The organism is Alkalimonas sp. NCh-2 (assembly GCF_039631345.1).
GTDB lineage: Bacteria > Pseudomonadota > Gammaproteobacteria > Enterobacterales > Alteromonadaceae > Alkalimonas > Alkalimonas mucilaginosa.
In genome coordinates this window covers 32,493-55,441 of the sequence record NZ_JBDIUV010000006.1, presented here as the reverse complement: position 1 = coordinate 55,441, position 22,949 = coordinate 32,493, and the positions used below count along the sequence as shown (strand labels likewise).

Annotated in this window: 27 protein-coding genes; 12 read left to right on the top strand and 15 right to left on the bottom strand. The window is 48.6% G+C overall.

What is annotated here, in order from left to right; translation table 11 throughout:
• The first annotated feature begins 201 nt into the window (after nucleotides 1-201).
• The 10 genes from gyrA (at nucleotide 202) to ABC502_RS14640 (ending at nucleotide 12,115) form a co-directional block, all read left to right on the top strand.
• The gene (gyrA, locus tag ABC502_RS14685; protein ID WP_330086978.1) at nucleotides 202-2,826 is read left to right on the top strand and encodes a DNA topoisomerase (ATP-hydrolyzing) subunit A; all 2,625 of its coding nucleotides are present in this window, start codon (nucleotides 202-204) and stop codon (nucleotides 2,824-2,826) included.
• Between the two features lie 69 nt (nucleotides 2,827-2,895).
• Entirely contained in the window at nucleotides 2,896-3,978 is a 1,083-nt protein-coding gene (gene serC, locus ABC502_RS14680; protein WP_345916425.1) for a 3-phosphoserine/phosphohydroxythreonine transaminase, read from the top strand.
• Nucleotides 3,975-5,255 (top strand): 3-phosphoshikimate 1-carboxyvinyltransferase, encoded by a 1,281-nt coding sequence (gene aroA / locus ABC502_RS14675; protein WP_345916424.1) that lies wholly within the window; start codon nucleotides 3,975-3,977, stop codon nucleotides 5,253-5,255. The genes serC and aroA overlap by 4 nt, the downstream gene beginning before the upstream one ends.
• A gap of 138 nt (nucleotides 5,256-5,393) precedes the next feature.
• The gene (gene cmk, locus ABC502_RS14670) at nucleotides 5,394-6,080 is read left to right on the top strand and encodes a (d)CMP kinase (protein WP_330086975.1); all 687 of its coding nucleotides are present in this window, start codon (nucleotides 5,394-5,396) and stop codon (nucleotides 6,078-6,080) included.
• A gap of 103 nt (nucleotides 6,081-6,183) precedes the next feature.
• Complete coding sequence (gene rpsA / locus ABC502_RS14665) at nucleotides 6,184-7,860, top strand: 30S ribosomal protein S1 (protein WP_345916423.1); 1,677 nt, start codon at nucleotides 6,184-6,186, stop codon at nucleotides 7,858-7,860.
• A 61-nt stretch (nucleotides 7,861-7,921) separates the two neighbouring features.
• Nucleotides 7,922-8,206: an integration host factor subunit beta gene (gene ihfB, locus ABC502_RS14660; protein WP_330086973.1), complete on the top strand. Its 285-nt coding sequence runs from the start codon at nucleotides 7,922-7,924 to the stop codon at nucleotides 8,204-8,206.
• 55 nt (nucleotides 8,207-8,261) lie between these two features.
• Complete coding sequence (locus ABC502_RS14655; RefSeq protein ID WP_330086972.1) at nucleotides 8,262-8,501, top strand: lipopolysaccharide assembly protein LapA domain-containing protein; 240 nt, start codon at nucleotides 8,262-8,264, stop codon at nucleotides 8,499-8,501.
• A 3-nt stretch (nucleotides 8,502-8,504) separates the two neighbouring features.
• Nucleotides 8,505-9,644: an N-acetylglucosaminyl transferase gene (locus ABC502_RS14650; protein WP_345916422.1), complete on the top strand. Its 1,140-nt coding sequence runs from the start codon at nucleotides 8,505-8,507 to the stop codon at nucleotides 9,642-9,644.
• 11 nt (nucleotides 9,645-9,655) lie between these two features.
• Entirely contained in the window at nucleotides 9,656-10,354 is a 699-nt protein-coding gene (gene pyrF, locus ABC502_RS14645; protein WP_345916421.1) for an orotidine-5'-phosphate decarboxylase, read from the top strand.
• Between the two features lie 36 nt (nucleotides 10,355-10,390).
• Entirely contained in the window at nucleotides 10,391-12,115 is a 1,725-nt protein-coding gene (locus ABC502_RS14640; RefSeq protein WP_345916420.1) for a potassium/proton antiporter, read from the top strand.
• A gap of 13 nt (nucleotides 12,116-12,128) precedes the next feature.
• Here ABC502_RS14640 and ABC502_RS14635 read toward each other — a convergent pair whose 3' ends face one another.
• From ABC502_RS14635 to ABC502_RS14565, 15 genes are all read right to left on the bottom strand, one after another.
• A complete protein-coding gene (locus tag ABC502_RS14635; RefSeq protein ID WP_345916419.1) occupies nucleotides 12,129-12,662 on the bottom strand; it encodes a CIA30 family protein in 534 nt (177 codons plus the stop codon).
• Nucleotides 12,663-13,389: 727 nt separating this feature from the next.
• Entirely contained in the window at nucleotides 13,390-13,851 is a 462-nt protein-coding gene (locus tag ABC502_RS14630; RefSeq protein ID WP_345916418.1) for a bZIP transcription factor, read from the bottom strand.
• A 75-nt stretch (nucleotides 13,852-13,926) separates the two neighbouring features.
• Nucleotides 13,927-14,424, bottom strand: coding sequence for a hypothetical protein (locus tag ABC502_RS14625; RefSeq protein WP_345916417.1), 498 nt, complete (start codon nucleotides 14,422-14,424; stop codon nucleotides 13,927-13,929).
• A gap of 96 nt (nucleotides 14,425-14,520) precedes the next feature.
• Entirely contained in the window at nucleotides 14,521-15,672 is a 1,152-nt protein-coding gene (locus tag ABC502_RS14620; RefSeq protein ID WP_345916415.1) for a zonular occludens toxin domain-containing protein, read from the bottom strand.
• Nucleotides 15,673-15,990 carry a DUF2523 family protein gene (locus ABC502_RS14615; RefSeq protein ID WP_345916414.1) on the bottom strand — a complete coding sequence of 106 codons (318 nt, stop codon included), beginning with the start codon at nucleotides 15,988-15,990 and terminating at the stop codon, nucleotides 15,673-15,675.
• A 3-nt stretch (nucleotides 15,991-15,993) separates the two neighbouring features.
• Entirely contained in the window at nucleotides 15,994-17,592 is a 1,599-nt protein-coding gene (locus ABC502_RS14610; protein WP_345916413.1) for a hypothetical protein, read from the bottom strand.
• A gap of 103 nt (nucleotides 17,593-17,695) precedes the next feature.
• Complete coding sequence (locus ABC502_RS14605; RefSeq protein WP_345916412.1) at nucleotides 17,696-17,830, bottom strand: hypothetical protein; 135 nt, start codon at nucleotides 17,828-17,830, stop codon at nucleotides 17,696-17,698.
• A 1-nt stretch (nucleotide 17,831) separates the two neighbouring features.
• Complete coding sequence (locus tag ABC502_RS14600; RefSeq protein ID WP_345916411.1) at nucleotides 17,832-18,167, bottom strand: hypothetical protein; 336 nt, start codon at nucleotides 18,165-18,167, stop codon at nucleotides 17,832-17,834.
• Nucleotides 18,112-18,315, bottom strand: a complete 204-nt coding sequence (locus ABC502_RS14595) for a hypothetical protein (protein WP_345916410.1) — start codon at nucleotides 18,313-18,315, stop codon at nucleotides 18,112-18,114. Before ABC502_RS14595 ends, ABC502_RS14600 begins: the two co-directional genes overlap by 56 nt.
• Nucleotides 18,316-18,332: 17 nt before the next feature.
• On the bottom strand, nucleotides 18,333-18,671 hold the full coding sequence (locus ABC502_RS14590) for a hypothetical protein (protein ID WP_345916409.1): 339 nt from the start codon (nucleotides 18,669-18,671) through the stop codon (nucleotides 18,333-18,335).
• Between the two features lie 15 nt (nucleotides 18,672-18,686).
• On the bottom strand, nucleotides 18,687-19,913 hold the full coding sequence (locus tag ABC502_RS14585; RefSeq protein WP_345916596.1) for a phage/plasmid replication protein, II/X family: 1,227 nt from the start codon (nucleotides 19,911-19,913) through the stop codon (nucleotides 18,687-18,689).
• Nucleotides 19,914-20,257: 344 nt separating this feature from the next.
• Nucleotides 20,258-20,680 carry a hypothetical protein gene (locus ABC502_RS14580; RefSeq protein WP_345916408.1) on the bottom strand — a complete coding sequence of 141 codons (423 nt, stop codon included), beginning with the start codon at nucleotides 20,678-20,680 and terminating at the stop codon, nucleotides 20,258-20,260.
• A 66-nt stretch (nucleotides 20,681-20,746) separates the two neighbouring features.
• Nucleotides 20,747-21,010: a hypothetical protein gene (locus ABC502_RS14575; RefSeq protein ID WP_345916407.1), complete on the bottom strand. Its 264-nt coding sequence runs from the start codon at nucleotides 21,008-21,010 to the stop codon at nucleotides 20,747-20,749.
• Nucleotides 21,011-21,041: 31 nt separating this feature from the next.
• Nucleotides 21,042-21,317: a hypothetical protein gene (locus tag ABC502_RS14570; protein ID WP_345916406.1), complete on the bottom strand. Its 276-nt coding sequence runs from the start codon at nucleotides 21,315-21,317 to the stop codon at nucleotides 21,042-21,044.
• On the bottom strand, nucleotides 21,304-21,702 hold the full coding sequence (locus tag ABC502_RS14565) for a hypothetical protein (RefSeq protein ID WP_345916405.1): 399 nt from the start codon (nucleotides 21,700-21,702) through the stop codon (nucleotides 21,304-21,306). Before ABC502_RS14565 ends, ABC502_RS14570 begins: the two co-directional genes overlap by 14 nt.
• Before the next feature lie 124 nt (nucleotides 21,703-21,826).
• Here ABC502_RS14565 and ABC502_RS14560 point away from each other — a divergent pair, with 124 nt between their 5' ends.
• Both ABC502_RS14560 and ABC502_RS14555 read left to right on the top strand, forming a co-directional pair.
• Nucleotides 21,827-22,180, top strand: coding sequence for a DUF3693 domain-containing protein (locus ABC502_RS14560; RefSeq protein ID WP_345916404.1), 354 nt, complete (start codon nucleotides 21,827-21,829; stop codon nucleotides 22,178-22,180).
• A 225-nt stretch (nucleotides 22,181-22,405) separates the two neighbouring features.
• Entirely contained in the window at nucleotides 22,406-22,882 is a 477-nt protein-coding gene (locus ABC502_RS14555) for a hypothetical protein (RefSeq protein WP_345916403.1), read from the top strand.
• The last annotated feature ends 67 nt before the right edge of the window (nucleotides 22,883-22,949 follow it).

Below are 22,949 nucleotides of genomic sequence, written 5' to 3'. Positions count from 1 at the left end.
GAGTCTCCAAAAAGTTTTCGCTATTATAGGGCGCAGCGGCACCACTGCAAGTGGCAGACCGGCTTCGGTTTACTTTTCGAACAACAGCACCGATCGGCCATGGCAACTGCGATTTTATGTGGTAGAATCCGACGTTGCCCCGCAACTAAGAACTGCGATAAATGCGGGTTATCTCCATGATTTAAGGGAAAAAGCGCGAATATGACTGAGCTGGCAAAAGAAATCGTTCCCATCAATATTGAAGACGAACTAAAAAATTCCTACCTGGACTACGCCATGAGCGTCATCGTCGGCCGTGCGCTGCCGGATGTCCGGGATGGCCTCAAGCCTGTGCATCGCCGAGTTCTTTTTGCGATGAAAGAACTGGGCAATGACTGGAACAAGGCCTATAAAAAATCTGCCCGTGTGGTCGGTGACGTCATTGGTAAATACCATCCACATGGTGACAGTGCTGTGTACGACACCATTGTCCGGATGGCTCAGCCGTTCTCATTGCGTTACATGCTGGTTGACGGTCAGGGCAACTTTGGTTCCATTGATGGTGACTCCGCGGCAGCCATGCGTTACACCGAAGTACGGATGGCGCGTATTGCCCATGAGCTTTTGGCCGATCTCGATAAAGAAACCGTCGATTTTGTGCCGAACTACGATGGCACCGAGCAAATCCCTGGCGTTTTACCAACCCGGTTACCAAACCTGCTGATCAATGGCTCCTCAGGCATTGCCGTTGGTATGGCGACCAATATTCCGCCGCACAACTTAACTGAAGTGATTGATGCCTGCCTGGCGTTAATCGCTAACCCGGAAATCAGCATTCCTGAACTGATGCAATTGATCCCAGGGCCTGACTTCCCAACGGCTGCGATTATCAATGGCCGTAAGGGCATCGAAGAAGCCTACCGTACTGGCCGGGGTAAAATTTACATCCGTGCCCGCACCGAAATTGAAACCGATGAAAAAACCGGCCGCGAAACCATTATCGTTAATGAGCTGCCGTATCAGGTGAATAAAGCGCGTTTGATTGAGAAAATCGCCGAGCTGGTGAAAGAAAAACGCATCGAAGGCATTTCTGCGCTGCGCGATGAGTCCGATAAAGACGGTATGCGCATTGTGATTGAGCTCAAGCGTGGCGAGTCCAGCGACGTGATGCTGAATCACCTGTATACCAATACCCAGATGCAAACCGTATTTGGTATCAATATGGTGGCACTGGATCAGGGCCAGCCGAAGATCCTCGGCTTAAAGCAGATGCTGGAATGCTTTGTACTGCACCGCCGTGAAGTAGTGACCCGCCGCACTGTGTATGACTTACGTAAGGCTCGCGACCGGGCACATATCTTGGAAGGCCTGGCGATAGCGCTGGCCAACATCGATGAAATCATCGAGCTGATTAAAACCTCCAACAGCCCGGCAGAGGCGAAAATTGGCCTGACGGAGCGCAGCTGGCAGCTGGGCAGTGTCAGTGCCATGTTGGAGCGGGCCGGGCAGGATGCAGCCCGGCCAGAGTGGCTGGAAGATCATTTCGGTATTCGTGATGGCCATTACTACCTGACCGAGCAACAAGCCCAGGCTATTTTGGATCTACGCCTGCACAAGCTTACCGGCCTGGAACACGAGAAGATTCTGGCAGAATATAAGGATCTGCTGGAGCTGATTGCCGAGCTACTGCATATTCTGGCCAGTTCAGAGCGCTTGATGGAAGTAATTTGCGAAGAGTTGCAAGCCGCCAAAGAGCAGTATGGTGATGCCCGCCGCACCGAAATCTTAGAAAACGAACTGGACATCAATTTAGAAGATTTGATCACCGAAGAAGACGTGGTGGTTACCTTGTCGCACCTTGGCTACGCCAAGTATCAGCCGCTGACGGATTACGAAGCGCAGCGCCGTGGTGGTAAAGGCAAAGCAGCAACCAAAGTGAAAGACGAAGACTTCGTCGATCAACTGCTGGTGGCCAGCACCCACGATACTATTTTGTGCTTCTCAGACCGGGGTCGTCTGTACTGGTTAAAAGTATACCAGTTGCCACAAGCCAGCCGCATCTCGCGCGGCAAACCAATCGTCAATATACTGCCGTTGGAAGCGGAAGAGCGTATTACAGCCATTCTGCCGGTACGCGAGTACGAAGAAGGCAAGTTTGTCTTTATGGCCACCGCCAAAGGTACGGTGAAGAAAACCCCATTGACCGATTACTCACGGCCTCGCAGCAACGGCATCATTGCGGTGAACCTCAATGAAGGTGATCAGCTGATTGGTGTCGGCCTGACCGATGGCAACAGCGAGATTATGCTGTTCTCAGACGATGGCAAAGTGGTGCGCTTTGATGAAGGCCAGGTCCGTGCCATGGGTCGTACCGCCACCGGTGTTCGCGGTATCAAGCTGCGTGAAAATGGCTCTGTGGTCTCCTTGATCATCCCGCACGGTGAAGGGGCTGTACTGACGGTGACCGAGAACGGCTACGGAAAACGAACCGCGCTGGAAGAATACCCGGCGAAGAGTCGGGCAACCCAGGGCGTGGTCTCGATCAAAGTATCGGAGCGCAACGGTCTGGTGGTTGGTGCCGTACAGGTGAATGAGTCCGATGAGATTATGCTGATCTCCAACAAAGGCACCTTGGTGCGGACCCGGGTGCAGGAAGTGTCGGAGGTCGGTCGTAATACCCAGGGCGTGATTCTGATCCGCACCTCAGACGATGAGTCTGTGGTAGGGGTGCAGCGCATCGATGAAATTGAAGAGCAAGAGTTACCCACTGATGAAGCTGAGGTAGCCGAAGACAGTGCTGATACAGGCACAACGCCGGACCAAGCGGCGGATAACGAACAGGTATAACACTCAAATGAACGAGCGCAGCAGCGCTCGTTTCTGTTTACAGTGCAGAGTGTGGAGTAAGAACACAGCATGACCACCTATAATTTTTGTGCCGGTCCGGCTATGTTGCCGGTCGAGGTAATGCAACAAGCGCAAGCTGAATTAATTAACTGGCAGCAGCATGGCTGCTCTGTGATGGAAGTAAGCCATCGCAGTAAATCCTTTATGGCAATCGCAGCGAAAGCCGAGCAGGATTTACGTGATTTGTTGTCCATTCCGGATAGTTACAAAGTACTTTTCATGCATGGTGGTGGCCGTGGCCAGTTCTCTGCGGTGCCGTTAAATTTACTGAGCAAAGACGGCGAAGCAGACTATGTGGTGTCTGGCTCCTGGTCCAAAGCAGCCGTTGAAGAGGCGCAAAAATTTGGCAAGGTCCGCACGCTGGATATTCGCCGCAAGCAGGATGGGCAGCGCAGCCTGGTTGCTGCGAAGGACTGGGACATTGATCCAACCGCCGATTATGTGCACTTTTGCCCGAATGAAACGGTCGATGGCCTGGAGTTCACCGAACTGCCGCACACAGATGTACCGCTGGTGGCCGATTTGTCCTCCACCATCTTATCCCGGCCGATTGATGTCAGCCGCTTTGGTTTGATCTATGCCGGAGCGCAAAAGAACATAGGCCCGTCTGGCCTGACTCTGGTTATTGTGCGGGAGGACTTACTGGCGCGCGGGCAAGGCAAAGCCATTCCTTCCATTATGGATTATGCGCTGACAGCCGGTAACGACAGCATGTTCAATACCCCTCCCACCTTTGCCTGGTACCTGGCCGGCCTGGTGTTTCAGTGGTTAAAACAGCAGGGGGGTGTGGCAGCAATGGCCCGGCACAACCAGGCCAAAGCCGAGCGCTTGTATCAGTTTCTCGATCAGAGCGCCTTTTACCGCAACGATGTGGCCCCAGCCAATCGCTCCTGGATGAACGTGCCTTTTCTGCTGGCCGATGACAGCCTGAACGATCGCTTTGTGAAAGAAGCTGAAGCGAATGGCTTGTTGGCATTAAAAGGGCATCGCCTGGTCGGTGGTATGCGCGCCAGTATTTACAATGCTATGCCGATGGCAGGTGTGGAAGCCTTGATCGCCTTTATGCAAGCCTTTGAACGGAGCCATGGATGAACACCTTAACATTGCAACCCATTGGCCGGGTCGAAGGCACAGTGCATTTGCCTGGCTCGAAAAGTATTTCCAACCGGGTGTTATTGCTGGCGGCGCTGGCAAAAGGGCAAACCCGGATCACCAATTTGCTGGATAGTGACGACATACGTCATATGCTCAATGCACTGCAAGCCCTGGGGGTAAGCTACCAACTCAGCTCGGATCGCACCGAGTGTGTGGTTAATGGCTTGGGTGGTTTCTTTCAGGCGAGCACACCAGTAGAGCTTTTTTTAGGCAATGCAGGGACTGCCATGCGACCACTGACAGCAGCTCTTGCTGCCTCTAATGTCACAGCACACCTTAAAGGTGAGCCGCGCATGTACGAGCGGCCGATTGGGCATTTGGTAGACGCCTTGCAGCAATGGCAGGCGGATATTGACTACGAAAAAGAGCCAGGATTTCCGCCATTAACTATCCGGGGACAGGCACTACAAGGTGGATTGGCGCGCGTCAATGGCAGCATTTCCAGCCAGTTTTTAACCGCTTTATTGATGGTTGCCCCCATGCTTAGTGGCGACAGCAGCATCGAGATTGTTGGTGAACTGGTATCAAAACCCTACATCGATATTACGCTGGCACTGATGCAGCGTTTTGGTGTGAGCGTTCATAACGACAACTATCAGCGCTTTGTGGTGCGGGGTAATCAGCATTACCAAAGCCCGGGCAGTATTCTGGTGGAAGGCGATGCTTCTTCCGCGTCTTATTTTCTGGCTGCCGCCGCTATTCGTGGTGGTACTATTACCGTAACCGGTATTGGTAAAAATGCGGTACAAGGTGATATTCACTTTGCTGATGCGCTGGCTGAGATGGGCGCTGATGTGCAGTGGGGTGATGACTTTATTTCTGTCACGCGTAACCAGCTGCATGGCATCGATAAAGATTTTAATGCCATACCGGATGCCGCCATGACCATTGCCACCACTGCTTTGTTTGCCAAAGGACCGACCTGTATTCGCAATGTGTACAACTGGCGGGTGAAAGAAACAGACCGGTTGGCTGCTATGGCAACTGAGCTCAGAAAAGTCGGTGCCGAGGTGGAGGAAGGCCAGGATTATTTGAAAATCACGCCACCGGCCAGTCTGACGCATGCCAGCATCGCAACCTACGATGATCATCGTATGGCGATGTGTTTTTCATTGGTAGCACTTAGCGATACACCGGTTACCATTGAAGATCCTGAGTGCACCCGCAAAACCTTTCCAGACTATTTTAGTTTGTTTCAATCGCTTTCAAGCTAGTTATTTCATTATTTCAAACGCTTAGGCCTTGGTTTATGCCAGGGCCCAAGTGCTTTGTTTAAAAACTTCACAGGCTTTTTGCCATGAAAGCTTGTATACTACCGCGCTGAAATTCGAGATAAAACCTTGGAGGCTTGAATGCAACAGGACGCTGCTGTCATTACCATAGATGGTCCAAGCGGTTCCGGTAAAGGGACTCTCAGTCGTTTGCTGGCGCAAAAGCTGGGGTGGCATTTTCTGGATAGTGGGGCGATTTACCGGGTATTGGCGCTTGCTGCAATTCATCATCAAATTGACCCTGAAGATGAAGATGCCGTGCAGCCCTTAGCGGCTCATCTGGATGTGCAATTTAGCACCGACGATGACGGTGAAGTAAAAATTATTCTGGAAGGTGAGAATGTGAGCTCCACCATCCGCACCGAAGAAGTGGGTGCTGTTGCCTCCAAAGTCGCCGCTTTACCCAGAGTGCGTGAAGCTTTATTGCGTCGTCAGCGCGCCTTTCGCGAGGTGCCAGGTCTGGTAGCGGATGGTCGGGATATGGGTACTGTGGTGTTCCCGCAGGCCAAAGTAAAAATATTTTTAACAGCAAGTGCTGAAGTTCGAGCTCAGAGGCGCTTTTTGCAGTTGAAAAATAAGGGGTTCGATGTTAAAATCGGCGACCTTTTGCACGATATCCAGGCAAGGGATGAACGCGATACCAACAGAGCAACCGCTCCTTTGGTAGCTGCTGAAGATGCCTTGATGCTGGACTCGTCGGATAAAGACATTACCCAGGTGTTGGATGAAGTCTATCAGTATGCCAAGAGCAAGCTGCAACTTGTCTGATTCCTGAGTGAAAATCCCGCGCCACGGAACCGGCCGGGACAAACTGGTAACCCCACTGCACAGGATGTAATGTGGAGCAAAGCAAATAGTTGAAAACAAACCTATGACTGAAAATTTTGCACAATTATTTGAGGAAAGCCTCAAAGCCATCGAAACTCGCCCGGGCGCCATTGTTAAAGGCACCGTTGTTGCTGTACTGAAAGACGTCGTTATGGTTGACGCTGGTCTGAAGTCAGAAGCAGCAATCCCAGTCGAGCAATTCAAGAACAACAGTGGTGAGCTGGAAGTTAATGTCGGCGACATCATCGACGTTGCTCTGGACGCTATCGAAGACGGTTTTGGTGAAACTCTGCTGTCTCGTGAAAAAGCGAAGCGTCATGAATCTTGGCTGCGCCTGGAAAAAGCCTGTGAAGACAAAGAAACTGTACACGGTGTAATTACCGGTAAAGTGAAAGGTGGCTTCACGGTTGAAGTTGATGGTATTCGTGCATTCCTGCCTGGTTCTCTGGTTGATGTCCGTCCGGTACGTGACACGCTGCACCTAGAGAACAAAGAGCTAGAATTCAAAGTAATCAAGCTGGATCAGAAACGTAACAACGTGGTGGTTTCACGTCGTGCCGTGATCGAGTCTGAGAACAGCGCAGAGCGCGAGCAACTGCTGGAAAACCTGGAAGAGGGCATGGAAGTCAAAGGTATCGTTAAGAACCTGACTGACTACGGTGCTTTCGTTGATCTGGGCGGCGTTGACGGCCTGCTGCACATCACCGATATGGCCTGGAAGCGCGTGAAGCATCCAAGCGAAATCGTCAATGTCGGTGACGAAATTCCTGTGAAGGTTCTGAAGTTTGACCGTGATAAGCAACGTGTTTCTCTGGGACTGAAGCAAATGGGTGAAGATCCATGGGCTGCTATCGCTTCACGTTACCCAGAAGGTGCGAAAATCACTGGTCGTGTTACCAACCTGACTGATTACGGCTGCTTCGTAGAAATCGAAGAAGGCGTTGAAGGCCTGGTACACGTGTCTGAGATGGACTGGACCAATAAGAACATCCACCCATCCAAGGTTGTTAACCTGGGTGATTCTGTGGAAGTTATGGTACTGGAAATCGACGAAGAGCGTCGTCGTATTTCTCTGGGCCTGAAGCAGTGTAAACCTAACCCATGGGAAGAGTTTGCGAAAGGCTTCAACAAGAACGATCGTGTCAGCGGTAAAATCAAGTCCATCACCGATTTCGGTATCTTTATCGGTCTGGACGGTGGTATCGACGGCCTGGTTCACTTGTCTGACATCTCCTGGAACGCCACTGGCGAAGAAGCCGTTCGTGAGTTCAAAAAGGGTGACGAAGTACACGCCGTTGTACTGCAAGTTGACCCAGAGCGCGAGCGTATCTCTTTAGGTATCAAACAACTGGATGACGATCCATTCAATAACTACCTTGCTGACAACAAGAAAGGTGCTATTGTTAAAGGTGAAGTGACCGCAGTTGATGCCAAAGGCGCAACCGTTGCACTGGAAGGTGGCGTTGAAGGCTACGTCCGTGTCTCTGATATCGCTCGTGAGCGCATCGAAGATGCAACTTCTGCTCTGAAAGTGGGTGAAGAAGTTGAAGCTCGCCTGATGGGTGTTGATCGCAAAAACCGTGTGATCAGCCTTTCAATCCGTGCGAAAGACGAAGCGGAAGAGAAAGAAGCTCTGGATAGCATCAATAAGCAGGAAGAAACTGACTTTGGTGCCAATGCCATGGCTGAAGCCTTTAAAGCTGCTCAAAAAGATCAGTAATCTGGCTTGATGTGTGGGCTGGTGTTATGCCAGCCCACTCTATGACCGCTCAGGAGATAATATGACTAAATCTGAATTGATCGAAAAAATGGCAACGGATTTCCCTCATATCCAGGTTAAAGATATGGAGTCATCGGTCAAAGAAATCCTGGAACTTATGGTGCAATCACTCGCCTCTAACGAGCGCATTGAGATCCGTGGCTTTGGTAGTTTTTCATTGCATTACCGTGCACCACGCATTGGTCGCAATCCAAAAACCGGTGATAGGGTGGATCTGGATGGCAAGTATGTTCCGCACTTTAAGCCAGGTAAAGAGTTGCGTGACAGAGTGAAAGGTAACATCTAGTCTGATATGTGGCACCACATTGTCTGCCACTTTCCCTTGTTCCATGGAGTGAGCTTTGGTAAATCTTGTTTATGCGGTTGTCATTGCACTTGTCTTGCTACTAGGTTTTTTATTTGGTGCCGCCAACCAGCAACTGGTTGAACTTGATCTACTTTATAACCAATTTGAGCTGCGTCTGGTTGATGTTGCTATTCTGTTTTTACTGTTAGGCCTGTTTTCAGGTGTACTACTCAGTTTGTTATTTCGTTTACGCCGCCGGTTGAAGAAACGCCAGCAGCCATCCTCGACTAGCTAATCTATGTTAGAGCTTTTGTTTCTGCTATTACCTGTTGCTGCCGCTTATGGCTGGTTTATGGGGCGAAATAGCGTGAAGCATCAAGAGTTGAAAGACCGCGCCCACATTACCAAAAATTTATCTTCTGGCCTGAACTTTTTGCTGACGGATCAGGAAGATAAAGCCATAGAGCAGCTGCTGCACTTACTGGATATAGAAGCAGCTACCATTGATACTTATTTGGCATTGGCTAATTTATTCCGTCGCCGCGGTGATTGGGACAAAGCAATCCGCATCCATGAAAAGCTGCATCAGTTAAAGCTGCCTAAAGTGCAAGCCCAGCAAATTCAATTTGAGTTAGCGAAAGATTATCAATCGGCTGGTTTGTATGATCGGGCTGAGAAACTGTTGGTGCCGCTAATCCGCCAGGCTACATTGCAGGAGAGGGCACTGAAAAACCTGGTAGCGCTCTACATTAGTACCCATGAATGGGCAAAAGCACAACAGCTTGCTGAAGCGGTGGAACAAACCAATTCCAGTAGTCTACAGTTGGCTTTAGCCAATATTGGTTGCGAGGCTTTGCAGCACAGCTTACCGGCAGAGCGTGCCAAAGCCTATCAGCAGTTGGCTAGTCAGTATCCAAAGGCGATACGACCTCGATATGAATTGGCGACACTGGCGATGAGTCAACAACAATCCGCCGAGGCTTTTGCGTTATTTCGCGGTATTGTCATAGAGAAACCGCAGTGGAGTGCTGATATTCTCCCCTTGGCAAAAAATTGCAGCATGCCTGATGAAGACTGGTACCAACTTCTGTCTCAGCTTAGCCATAAGCACAACAACATCAGCGCACATATTGAGCTGGCGGACTGGCTGCTGCAGCACGGCTCCATCAAGGCCGCAGAGCAATTGCTGCTTGAAAAGTTGCAGCAACAGCCCAATATCCGTTTATTCAAGGCCTTGCTGGAGCAACGAAAGCAAGGCTCGGAAGTTGCCGCGGATATCCTTGAGTCAGTCACCGAACTGGTGGCGAATTATCTGGATAAAAAAGTGTTATACAGCTGCCGGAACTGTGGTTTCAAAACCCGGCAGCACTACTGGTTGTGCCCATCCTGTCAGCAATGGGAGACGGTGGAGCCAATCAGCGGTATCGATGGTCGTTAACAGGAGTTACCATGTCCACTATCAGCCCGGTTGTCGTTGCGCTGGACTTTGATCAGCAGCAAGCCGCTCTGAATTTTGTTCACCAACTGGATCCAACTCAATGCCGCTTAAAAGTCGGCAAGGAAATGTTCACTCACTTTGGACCGGCTTTTGTCAAACAATTGCACAGCCAGGGTTTTGAAGTATTTCTTGATTTAAAATTTCATGATATCCCTAATACAGTCGCTAAAGCAGTAGCTGCTGCGGCAGATCTTGGTGTCTGGATGGTGAATGTGCACGCCAGCGGTGGCCGTCGTATGATGGAAGCTGCAGCACAAAGCTTGCAAATCTTTGGTGCTAACAAGCCATTGCTGATCGGCGTGACGGTGCTTACCAGTATGGAGCAAAGTGATTTGCTTGAAATTGGGATTGAGCAATCACCCGAACAACAAGTGATGCGTTTAGCTACTCTGGCACAAAGCTCGGGTTTGGATGGCGTCGTTTGCTCAGCGCAAGAAGCCAGTTTACTTAAACAACAACTGGGACAGGGCTTTCGTCTTGTTACGCCAGGTATTCGCCCTGCAGGCAGCAGCCAGGACGATCAGCGCCGTATTATGACACCAGCTGAAGCCAAAGCCGTGGGTGTGGATTACATGGTGATTGGCCGGCCAATTACCAAAGCTGCTGATCCGGCTGCCGCCTTGCAGGCTATACTGAACGAATTGGCTTAGCCGCCAACTTGCATTTAGGGGAGGGGACTTTAGCGCGTGGAAGCCATTAATCTAACTATTCTGGTTATAGGGGCATTGTTTTTAATCAGCATTATTGCCACGCTGATTTCAGCCCGCATCGGTGCACCTATCCTGTTGGTGTTTTTGATTATTGGTATGCTGGCCGGTGAACAGGGATTGTTAGGTATCACATTTAATAACCCGCAAGTTGCATTTTTGATTGGCTCCATCGCGCTGGTGATTATTCTGTTTGATGGTGGTATGCGCACTCATCCAGAGCGCTTTCGGGTTGCGTTGGCACCTGCCGCCATGCTTGCCACCCTTGGGGTGGTGATTACCTGCACCGTGACAGGTCTTGCTGCAGCCTGGATCCTGGGTTTGCATTGGCTGCAGGGCTTGTTGCTAGGCGCTATTCTTAGCTCGACCGATGCCGCAGCAGTCTTCTCCATTTTCCAATCCCGCGGTATTCGCATCAAAGACCGGGTCGCATCGACCTTAGAAATTGAGTCTGGCAGTAACGATCCTATGGCGGTAATGCTGACGGTCACCCTGGTTGGGGTGCTGGCGGAATACACCGCGCTGGATTGGTCGGTGCTGATTGTATTTTTAAAACAAGCCATTATCGGTGGTGCTGTCGGTTATGGAGCAGGGCGCCTGTTCGTGTTTTTGTGCCGCAAACTGCCACTTAGTTTTGCATTCTTTCCATTAATGGCGGTGGCTTGCTGTATCTCGGTTTATGCCGTCACCACACAATTTGAAGGCAGTGGCTTTCTGGCCGTGTATTTAATGGGCTATTTTGTTGGTAACGCCCGTTTGCCACAGGTGCTGTATATTTTGCGGGTGCACGATGGGCTGGCCTGGCTGAGTCAAATCGTGATGTTTTTGATGCTCGGTTTATTGGTGGTGCCCAGCCAGTTGCTGGAGCATCTGCTACCGGCATTGGCCATCGCTGGCATACTGATTTTCATCGCCCGGCCTTTAGCGGTGATCCTAAGCTTGATCCCATTTCACTTCCCGGCGAAAGATCAGCTGTTTATCAGTTGGGTCGGTCTTCGCGGTGCGGTGCCGATTATTCTGGCACTCTTTCCCTGGTTGGCTGGTGTACCGGATGAGCACCTGTACTTTAACGTTGCTTTTGTAATTGTGATTGTCTCGCTGGTGTTCCAGGGTTGGAGTATTTCACCGGTCGCACGCTGGTTAAAACTGGAAGTACCAAAAGAGTCCGGGCCGGATCAAACCATGCCGCTGGATGCTATCGACAGCAATGATGTGATTGAAGTGATTTCATTCAATCTTAAAGCCGACTCGCCGATGCTGGATAAGCAATGGCAGGACTTTACCGTGCCACAAAATGCAGAGTTTTTAGGCGTGATCCGTAACGGCGAATGGCTGTTAAGCAGCGAGAAACCAGTATTCAAACTCAAAGACAGCGTGCTGGTCTTGTGCAAAATGGTCGATGTGCCTGCAATAAGTACCGTGTTGGCCAGTGCCGCCAGCAGCCGCAGTATGACAGCCAGTGATTTCTTTGGCGATTTTGTGCTAAATGGACAGATCACGCTGGATGAACTGGATGCCTTTTACAGCATTACCTTGCCAGAGCATGAAAGCCACGTCACTCTGGCTGATTACATCACCGAACGCTTTCACCGTCGGGTTGTGGTCGGCGATCAGGTAAAACTGGATGCTCTGGTGCTCACAGTGCGTCAGTTAGACGATCAGGGGAATGTTAAACAGGTGGGCATCAAGCCCGGTGACAGTTGAGTTTCTATGTGTTTTAAATGGACTGCAGCGCTGAGAACTCAATGTCATAGAGCAAAATGTCAAAGTTACCTGTGGTTTTATCCGCCAGCATAATGCTGACCTGATATACATCGGCAAAGTGAAGTACCGGCATATTCGCGACAGCACGGCCACGAAACTGCCCATTGAAATCTCTGGCCGTAAATTCATAACTGGCTTTGCCGGGTTGGCTATCAAAGTGCGCGACATAAGCAACACCGTCCGGGATAAATGGTGTTTTAAGCCGCAACTGATAGCGACGGCCATCGGCAGCTAACTGCAATCTGATCTGCTGGAAATTCAAAGCAGGCAATGGCTGCTTTAAATTAAATTGCGCTGAGGCAAAACCTCCGTGATTCGCTAATGACAGATGACCACTAAAACGCAGCGCTGTGGTTTCAACTGGCTGTAAAGTCCCATGTGAGCGACCACCCATAACCGTATCATGCACCAATCGCGTATTACTAAAGTCATTCGCGCTGGCAAATTGCAAACGCACAGTACCAGGCTGATTAGGATGTACGGACATCAAAATGTTTTCCGCCTGCAAAGCAAAACAAATCCACAATGCAGTAAGGCCAAACCATCGAAGCAAAAGTGTCATGGCAGTAGTGCTCCGGCATTGTTTAATCCTGTCATTAGGTATTGTCTTAATACGAAGCACATTAAGCTTTGGACCGATTTAGCGGAAAAAGCAGGCTTAATTGGCCTATTAGGTGATATCCCATAATGGCAAATATTGTTAAATTAGAACAATGACTTACAACACTTAAAACGCCTATCTGAACAATAGGCGTTTTTTTGTGTTTGTTCAACAAGCAAGTTTGTACCTAAAATCTGTTTTTTGTTTCAAATTGAAACAAGAGTGGACTATTACTGTAGTCCACCCTGGCGAGATCGGCTTTTTCGGCCAGTACGGGGAAAAAGTTTTCTTTTCGGGCCTTTGGTAGTCGAAAAAATCGCGGGGCGCGGAGACGCGCCAAGAGGGGCCACCTGCAGACAGGCGGCTGTGGCGGAGACGCCACGGGAGAAAACGCTTCGCGAGTCGCGGAGACGCGACGGGGAGAACGCGCCAATGGCGCGAGACGCTAAAGCGATTTAATGCGGCCCTACGGGCGCTTTGTGCGGCTAACGCCGCTGTCTGTTCGGCAAGCGCGGGAGGGGCCGGATTGAAATCGACCATTGTGGGCGCGGAATAAAGGAGTCATTTACCAGAGGGGAGCTGGGTTCCCGTTCGCTATCGCTCACTGCACCGGCTACGCCGGTATTGGATCGAGAACCTCAAAACCATTTGCTGAAGCCCAGGGATTCCAAGCAGCAACTTTTTTATTGTATGAAGAAATGCGGTTTAACTCAGCCTTGCGAACAAGAGCATCGACTTCTTTTTTGTGTTTACGAACCAAATCATCATAGATAAGCAAGTTAACACCTTGGCGAACCAAAGATTCATTCATGGTGTTGGATAAAGAGACATCGAGCTGGCCATCTTTGACAAAGAAAAATAAATTTTTGGGTTTAATGGGCTTATACCTTGGTTTTACAGGGGTTTCGGAAGGTTTAGAAGCCATTTGTATGGGTGGAAGACCGAATTCATTAAGAAGTTTTTCAAGTTCAGATTTTAGAAAAGCGTTTTCGTTACGTAACTTTTCAAGCTCTGATACCTCAGTTTTGCGTTTTTCGCGGTACCGCTTTTGTCTTTCAGCATTAGATAAAGCCATAAATCACCCCGTTACGTAACAATAGAATAGATTCGTTACGTAACATTATAGCTTGTTCGTTACGTAACGCAAGGGTTAATATGGATTATTTTGCGACCAAAGAGCCTCAAACTCTCGCCTTTGACGGGTTCTATCCTCAGCACAGGCAACAAAATCAGCCTGGGAGGGGTTTCTTCGTCTGCATTCATCAGATGCCTGGTAAAAATCCTGCCAGGCTTGAGCCTTTTCGCCGGTATAAACCCGGTTTCGGGCTGAATAATTGGTATTAATGGGTTGGTTGCTCACTGTGGTGCGTGAGCGTGTCACGGTTCTTTGATGTTGCGTATTGCTGCTGGCCTGTCCGGTACCTGGCTGAATAGGGTTGGTGCAATGCCTGGATAACTGCTGGAAAAGGTAATTATCTCGGCGGTTAAGGGAGTCTCTTTCGTGGGCGCGATAGCCGGTTCTAAAACGGGATTTTATGCGTTCGCGTTCTTCGGCTATAGCTTCACATTGGGCAACTGTGTATTGCTGATGAGCAAGAAGTGTAGAGCTGTATAGAGCTGTAATGCTGATCAGAAAAAATCGAAGCATAACAAATCCCTGTTATTGAAATTAACAGGATTCTATAAGCGATGTTCGCGAAAAGCAAACGGGGCCCTTCCCCTAAAGGGGGCCCCTTCCCGTTGCTTATTCGCTTGTACGTAGTGCTAAGCGGTCTGCTGGTGTGGAAACTGACTGAGTTGGGCTATCGCAGAGTATCCAAGTGTCAAATCGTTCACCGTAGCGTAAACGCACCATGCAATCATTCATTACCTGGACGTTGTAACCGGCCAATGCCAAATCAACGTTTGTGATCTCACTTAAAAACTGACCGTTGCGCGATACAGAAAAATAAACAGTTCTATGGCGCTGACCCCTTCGGTTGTAGTCTTCGTAATGGCCGACAATGTGCAACTGGATATTGCTAAAAGGGTGATGTGCCGGTTTTTCTTCTTCGGGTTCTGGTTGTCTGCTGCGCTGGAATCGGGCTTCTGTAGGCGCCTGTGAGGCGTTTTGCTGCTGTACCTGTGGCGGTGCATTGGTTATGGCCTGTGTTTCTTGTGATGGCTTGTTTTGCTGCTTCTTTTTCGATGATGAGCAGTTAGAGAGCAAAAGAAGGGCAGCAATAATAAACATGATGATAGCGCCCTTGAATGTCCAATGGTTGTACATACTGGGGATGTCAGCGGCGACTGCTTCGGTTACTGGGCCGTCAGCTTTGGTATGGCTTTTGTACGCTGGATAAAACTTATCTTCGTACTGGCGTTCATGCGTGACGACAATGTTACGCGATACGCCATCAGCGACTTTTACAATGTATTTTTCATCTTTGCCAAGGAAAGTGAGCTTGGTACAGAAATAGCAGTTTTGCACCATATCACGAACATCGTTGTCTACCTTTCGGAAATTCTGCGTTAAAAGCATGATGTCGTGGCCGTAGTGGCGGTGCATGGATAGGTATTCTTTGAGCTGGTTATCCGTTCCGCCTTTTGGCATGGCTAGGTGACATTCATCAACAAAGAAGTAAACACCCTGGCCTTGGTCGTTGCGCCAGTCCTGATACTGCAAAAAATGCTCTGCCTGGCTAAAGAAACGTTTGCCTCCGTAGTTATGAAAGCCGCCGTCTATCTGAACAATGAGTTCACGACAGGGTAGGCCAATAACGTTTACGAACCATTCCACGTTCAAGGGTATGTTAGTAACGATTTTCCGACCCTGTTTAAGGGCCGGTATGATGTGGCTTGTAACTGCTTCGTATGTTTTGCCGCTGCCTGGGCGACCTGATAAACCGTTAATCATTTAAGAACCCAATCTTGTAAATGGTATCAACTGGAGCATGATGCGAATAGTGATTGCAATTATGATCATGCTAATGGCCTGGCCTAAACCGATTTGCTGTAAAACCCACGCCATATCTGGTGGTATGCCAGCTATGTATTGCGTGATATCTAAAGCGCTGAATAAGTCGCCTAAAGCATCAAGCAGGAAGATGATTAAAAGCATCAGTTGCTCAAAAATGAACATCAAGGCATCTTTAATCATCGTTAGCAGTGTATAGGCAAGGGTTTTAAGCATGTCCAAAATCCAGTTGCCAAAATCGCGTAACCATTGCGGCATAAATTAACCTCCAAATATCAAGCGGCGACAGGTAAAAGCGGCCGTTATCTGTATGCAGATAAAAAGAAAGCCCCATAAAGCAGGGTGCAGTTCTAAGCTATGACAGCCGTAATCCCCTAGAGGGCCAAGGTTAAAGCATACGGACATATCAGGCGCTGAACCGCTGGGGTCGATTTGAAATTGATTAAGGAAGTTAAACATAGCGGTTTGCTCTAATGCTGCGCTATGGTCTTGCCAGATACCTACCAGGCCATCAGGATAAGCTGACTCATACCAAGAGCAGATGCCATCATCAGTACAATTGCCGTCAACGTCTCCTGAGCCTCCGCCATCATCACCGAAAGCATCACCCAATGTATCACCGATGCCTTTTAATTCTTTGCCCATGCCATCAAGCTGTCGACCTATGCCATCAAGCTTGCTGTTGGCTTGGTCTAAGCGGTTATTAGTACCATCAAGGCGGTTATTTTGGTTGCCAAGGGTTATATTGATATTGTCCAGGCGCTGCTCTGTACCGCGCTGGACGTCTTTAAAGTCGCCCTTAATCATGTCCTGTATGGGCTTGTTCGGGTCGCTGATGTTGTCATCAATGGGGTTTTGCTGGGTGTCATCAGGGTCTGGCGTGCCTGGGTCGTCAATATCGTAGCAAACAAAATCATCGTTAAAGTAGCCGCAACCAGGGCGGCATTGCTGCATGCCGTTTATTTCCTGACAATCCATATTTGGGTCACCAAGGCACCACTGTGTACCGTTCGCCAGGGTAAAGCAGGTTTCGCGTTCGCCAGGGCCTGTATCATCATCGCCACAGCTGCCACCTGTAAAAGTGCCGCCGAAGGGTGTCCAACGTAATGTTGATGTTGCGCCTATTGGGGTTGCATGCCACATATTTGAAACAACACCACAGGAGCATTGATTGCCGTTTGCGTCAGATACATTGATACAGGGTGGGGGATTTTCGTGCGAATATTGCCCCTCGGTGTCAACTAGCGAACCGTCAAAACTGCCGGCGTGACGGCCTTGTAGGTTGCTGCAGTCACAATCAGGGCGCTCAGGTCGCATGCCACAAGTTTTGTTATCTGGGTTATAGATAACAAAAAGACCACCTGAAGGAGCGTCATCTGGCGGACAGTAGTATTCAGGGGGAAGTTCTAAAATAGTAATAGGATAAGTATCTACACCGGTTTGAGTTGTGTTATCACAGGTGACATTTGAATTACCCGTAGATGTCCGCGTAGTGAGGCGCTGAAAAGGTAGACTTAGCAAATGTTCAGTGGCAGATCCACCAGTAACAGAAAAAGTAATGCTGGAATTACAATGAAAACCCTGCTCGTCTCTTGGTGGATTTGCATCAATTAATCGAGCAGCGCCTAGAGGTATTAGAGCCTCAGCAGCTTCTATGCGAGTAGACTTAGTAGCTTTGACGAGAAAGCCACCGACTGTGGCCCTTGCCTCGTACTTCGTGCCATATCCGGCAGCAATTTCGCAAAGGCCTGAATCTGGATTGTACGTACTCCCGGGGAGGCAGAACGGATCATCAGATGCTACAGATGGCAGTGAAAAAAAAGCCCCGATAAGGATCAGGGCGCAAAGTAGGTATTTCATCATCAAATCCTAAACATATTTTGGGATACGATAAAACCGCAAAGCGCCCCGATTACCGCTATCAGCGTGTAAATCAGGGCGACTATTAAGCCGCCCATCTTCTTTACGCCTTTTTGACAGCGCGCTTGCCAAGGTCAATGCCCTTGAAAGCCATTACGATGCCAATAATAATCACACCAGTTGCACCCACGAAAGTAGCAACTGAACCCAAATCAACAGCAGCAAAAATATCAGCCATTTTAAATCTTCCTTACGATTGAAGTGCCAATGCGCACTTGGTATGACAAAAAGGCAAGGAACACAACTGTCCCGAAGCCCCATAAAAACGCTGATGTGACATCAGCAACAGTTATTTCTACCGATGATAAGTAAGCTGCGTATTCGGATGCTGGGACAAGCCAGTAGCCGGTACAGTCAGCCGCTGTATCAGCGGTAAAAATTAAGATGCCGTCCTGCTGTGGAATGGTGCACTGGGCAGCAGTTCCAAAGCTCAGGAGTAACAGCAGGGCGGCAAAAAAATTAGTCAAGGCCATACTTTTTGCGCTCTCTAGCCATGTAGGCGTCATAATCTGCATCTCTACCTTCTGGCGTGGACATCGCTATTGCTCTTTTTGCAATGATGATGCCTCGATAAAGAAGGTTGATTGCTATGATTGTTGCGCCGACATTGACAACAAATAGAATTACGATTGTTAGATTTATTGCAGCAAAAATTTCTAACATGGTATGGCCCTTTAGGTTTAACTGGCAGCGCGTACAGGCTGCTCCAGCACGTCTTTAATGTTGTTGGCCAAGAAGCAGGTCATGCCTTTGCCGTTCGACCAAGGTGTATAGAAAACTGGAAATTCAACCTCTTTGCCTTCCAGAGCCTGCAGCTTAGATGGAACGCCTTCAGCGATAAGCCCCTTAGAAATGAGCATTTCCTTTGTGACTTCTTCAGGGCCATAGCGACCCTGCGTGATGTAAGAGACGCCACAATAAAGCGTTTCTTTGATAACGCCGTTCTGGTCTGGTTTAGAGCGGTTTATACGGGTACCGCGATACGTGCCGCGGACTAAGTCGCCTTGTAGTTTCTTCATTTTTAAATCCTTAGATTATGAAACCAGCCGTAAAGCCGGTTGTTGGTTACGTAACGGCATGGGTTCGACCCAATCCGCAGGGAGTTGACGTGCAAAATCAACGTTAATCATTCGGATGAATGGGATCACATTGGTATTGTCGCCGGTGAACTGCATAAGCTGGGCTTTACTGATGCCAGCTTCTTGCAAATCTTTTAAGTAACGGCCAAAAGTAGCACGGTCATGGCTTTGTTTGGTTGCCTGGTAGCCGTTGCTTCTAATGGACATGAAAAAGTTAAAAAGCCGGTCAGCTTTAGCCGTTGAAACATTGCCTTTGGGTGTAATGCGGTGGTGTGCCAGCTTTAAATTGTGATGTACTTCTGAAGTGTTGTAGGCGTCCATAGTGGCCCCCTCGAATGTATTAAATATGTCTTTGAAAGCTGTACGCCATAGCGTAGGAAGCTTGCTGGTATAGTCGTTTGCTGGGTTGGTAAAATGGGCTAGGGTACAAATAATGCCCTGGGCTTTTAGCCAACGGCTTTTTAAGCGGGCTTCAAAACGGATGGCAGTGGAAGCTGCCTTTTTGATGTCCGGTCTGGTAATGGTGTCTAGCTGGAACTTCAAATGGTCGTATTTCAGCTTGGCGTGTTTCATCGTTAGCTGCTGAATTTGCTTTTCAAGCTCGGGGCCTTTTAAGTAGGCTTTTAATTCACGGTGTTCGCTGCCTTTATTCCAATAAGTAGTGCTGGTGTAATCACAGGCGGTTACTTTGGTCTGGCCGTAGTTCAGATTCTTAAGAACGGTATGAAGCTGCTCAGCCTGAGACGGTGTTTCGGTGTGGGCTGAGTAGGTGACATCTATGTAATCAATAGTACTGTGGTAAAAGTCCAGGCACTCAGCAAGTTCAGGGAAGGCAAATACAAAAGCCTCAACAACGGCCATAACACAAAGTTCAACATCGTCTGAGCCGTAGACGTTATGGCCAGTTAAGAGCTTGGCAGGGTTGCCAACGATTTTCACATAAGGATGTTGTTTAAAATCGGTGCCATCAAAAACCTTGTAGGCCAGTGAAGCAAAGGAGCTTGGCAAAGATTCGAAATTGTGGCGTAGGCGCTGTATTTTCTTGTTGCCTTCCTCGTAGCAGACCTCGCCAACCATGACCATGCCAAGTTCGCGGAGAAGCATTTCAGGGTCTTTCAGATAGTGGCCCTGCGAGGTTTCCGCCACAAATTCAGGTTTGAAAAAAACGGCAAGGCCGACCATATCAATCACGATGCACCCCGTACAAGCTCACAAGGTGAAAAAAGGCGCCCTGAGCCCTGGGGAAGCTCGAAAATAATTCTGGACTGAGGAACGCCAAGCGAGCGGAAATAGTCGTATACCTCTGACCGGTCATAGAAAGGCCGGTCAGTGTGGAAATCAAACGGGATTGGCTCTTTTTGGTTCGGTAGCTGCATCAGTATCTGAGCAGTCAGAACACGTTCCCCGGCTTCCATGGTGGCAGTTAGATGGATGAAGCGAAGTAGGCCATGGGCCAGTAGCGGTTTAATGTCGCGGGTGTTCATTGGCTCACCTCGCTATCAATTTTGCGGTATGGACCAAGGTAACTACCAGCTGCCATAGATACTCCTGACTACTATCGAGCGCAGATGGATGCAACTATGCGCCATGGCCAGTACAGACACATCTGACTGTGCTGCAGCGCAGACAGGGCTGTCTATCCGTGCCGGTGGCAGCTGCTGGTAAAGATGTTTTCGTCTACAGTCGACCATTGATAAGTGCTCTATCATGGTTTTTGTTTTACTAACTGGTTTTCCGACTTTGATTGCATACATTGGCTCATATTCAGGGTTCATCGCTGTTGCGCACCAAGTAAAGAAGCCAAACAATACCTCCATGAAATCCAGTGCAAACTCACCAATCACTCCGAATTTTGCTTTAATGCCAGGCGCTTCATCATCAGTCATGTCAATCCAGCAAGGAATACCATGCAAGCTGCCGTGGTGCGTTGCTTTGAATTTGTATTTCATAATTTATCCATAGACCGAATAAGCTTGTTAACCAACTTTCTCATGTCGTTCTTTGTTGTTTTATCTTTAGTCAGGCTTCTTAAAGCTCTTATTCAAATAAAGATCACCACCACCCCGCGCGCTGGTTGCCCCTATTTGAAAATCCCACGTTCCAACCTTTTTAGCCCCTCGCTTAAGTACCAATCCATTTTTTTTAGCGGCTGTTTTTGTCATAACAGGTATTGGAACACAATCAATTTCTGAGTTTCTAACATGGAAAACAACGCCGTTCAGCAGCGCCTGGCAGATTTTAATTTTTAATTCTAAGTAATTTTTTGTTTTCTGATCCATAACCGATCCTCAGTACTCTATCAGGGTGAAATCAGGGTTTTTTGGGTCCCACGGCGTGGCGTACAGTTATTCCCACTAGTCCAAGATTGATACCAAGTTCAGATTCAATATATTTACGAAAGGAAGAGACACCTTCCTGGTAATGCATACATTTGGAAAAATCAGGGTTATGTAAACGCCAATACGCCTTGTAATAGGCTCGATAGATGGCGTCTTTAAGCTCTGAATCGTTACGTAACGGATTAGATGCTTGCTGTTTGAGTTTCTGGCGGTAACGCTTTTGGCGCTCAGCATTAGATAGAGACATATGAACCCCCGTTACGTAACGGAGAAAAGCAGACCCAATCACCGACAGCAGGAGAAAAAACACATGCTTTTTTGCAGACGGTAGACGTATCAAAGTTGGTTTTGCCGCAGATTGAACAGGAGTTATACACCGTTTCTGTGGATAAATCAGGTTGCCCCTCTGGCTGTTCTGGTGTCGGGCTACCACACTCTAAACCGTACTTAGCCAGAAGGGCTGGACTTAGCTTGTAGGCCCACATGCATTCAAATTCTGACAAATCAATATCAGCCAAAGAAGCATGGAATTTTAAATCCTCCAGGGTATCGAAAAGAGTTGCTGAGCCGCCGGTAACGAGAATTGCAAAACCGTAGCCATCTATTACCAGATTCAGGGAGTTAGTGTTCATGGTGGTAGCCCTCGTATATACTGTGATTAACAACAAAACCTTTTGTATCCAACGTTGGATACAAACTAAGTATGATCCTTTTTGCGCTTGTTTGCAAGAATGGAAACAATAAAAGGGTGAAAAAATGTTCAGCTATGAGTTGATTGAGGAATTCAAAAAAGCCAAAGGACTCGATAAGGACATCAGAGCAGCAGAAGAGATACCAGCAATGACAAGAGCTAACCTCAGCCAAATCAAAGCGGGAAAAAGGCACCTGACCGAAGAGCAAGCGCTATTCATTGCAGAGGAAGCTGGGTTGTGCAAAGACTGGGTTTTGGTTCACCTGGCCGAAGAAACAGCAAAGTCAGAAGAAGCTAAGCAGGTATGGCACGATTTCGGAAAAAAGCTGAATAAGTCAGTTACAGCCGCGATTCTGGCTTTATTCGTTGTTTTTGGCGGCTTCGGTTTGAATCAGGGATTAGAGCCTGATTTCACCTAGTTTTCATTTCTCATAATGTATATTATGTTAAATTGCAAGATATTGAATTAAATGCAGTTTATTCGTAGTTCAGCGGTAAAAGCTGCCAAGCAGTAAAAATTGGCATTAATTGCCCTTTTGATTGTTTGGCTGTTTTTGACGCTTGATAGGCACATTTTATGCAGTTACCGGAAAGCGGGACGAACCCGTTTTTAATAACAATATGGAATGTATAAAGCTATGATTATGAATAAACAATCTAAAAGTGATCGGGATTTATTGCATGCTGCAGGCTTCTTTGATACCTATTTGACGGCGACCGGTGATGTAAAACAGCGCGTTGACCATAAACGCCTGGCTGAATTTTGCTGTGTTTCGCTTCGCACGGTGCGAAGCTGGAGCCAGAACGGCCTGCCAAAACGTGTGCGGAAGCAACTGGAAAGCCTGCATAAAGGCAGTTATCTGCCAGATTCTTGGCGCAGGGCTGGCATTCGTGTGGTGCATGATGGTGTTGAGCTGAAAGATGGCGTTCATATCAACCTGGATACGCTGCAGTTTTGGACGTTTATTGTGTGCGGTGTGGACTGGGGCCGCGTTCTGGATATTCAGGAATCCCTGAACCGCTTCCGCGCAACTGGCCGGCTTCCTGTGGTGCTAGACCAAGGACAGCACACGGCCAGGCAGATGATCAGCAGCGTTTCAGAGTGTGCCCGGCTTGAATGATTCTTTCCTTTTCCGGCTCTGGCTCCCGATCTTTTCAGGAGCCAACCGATCCCCAAATCCCCTTTTC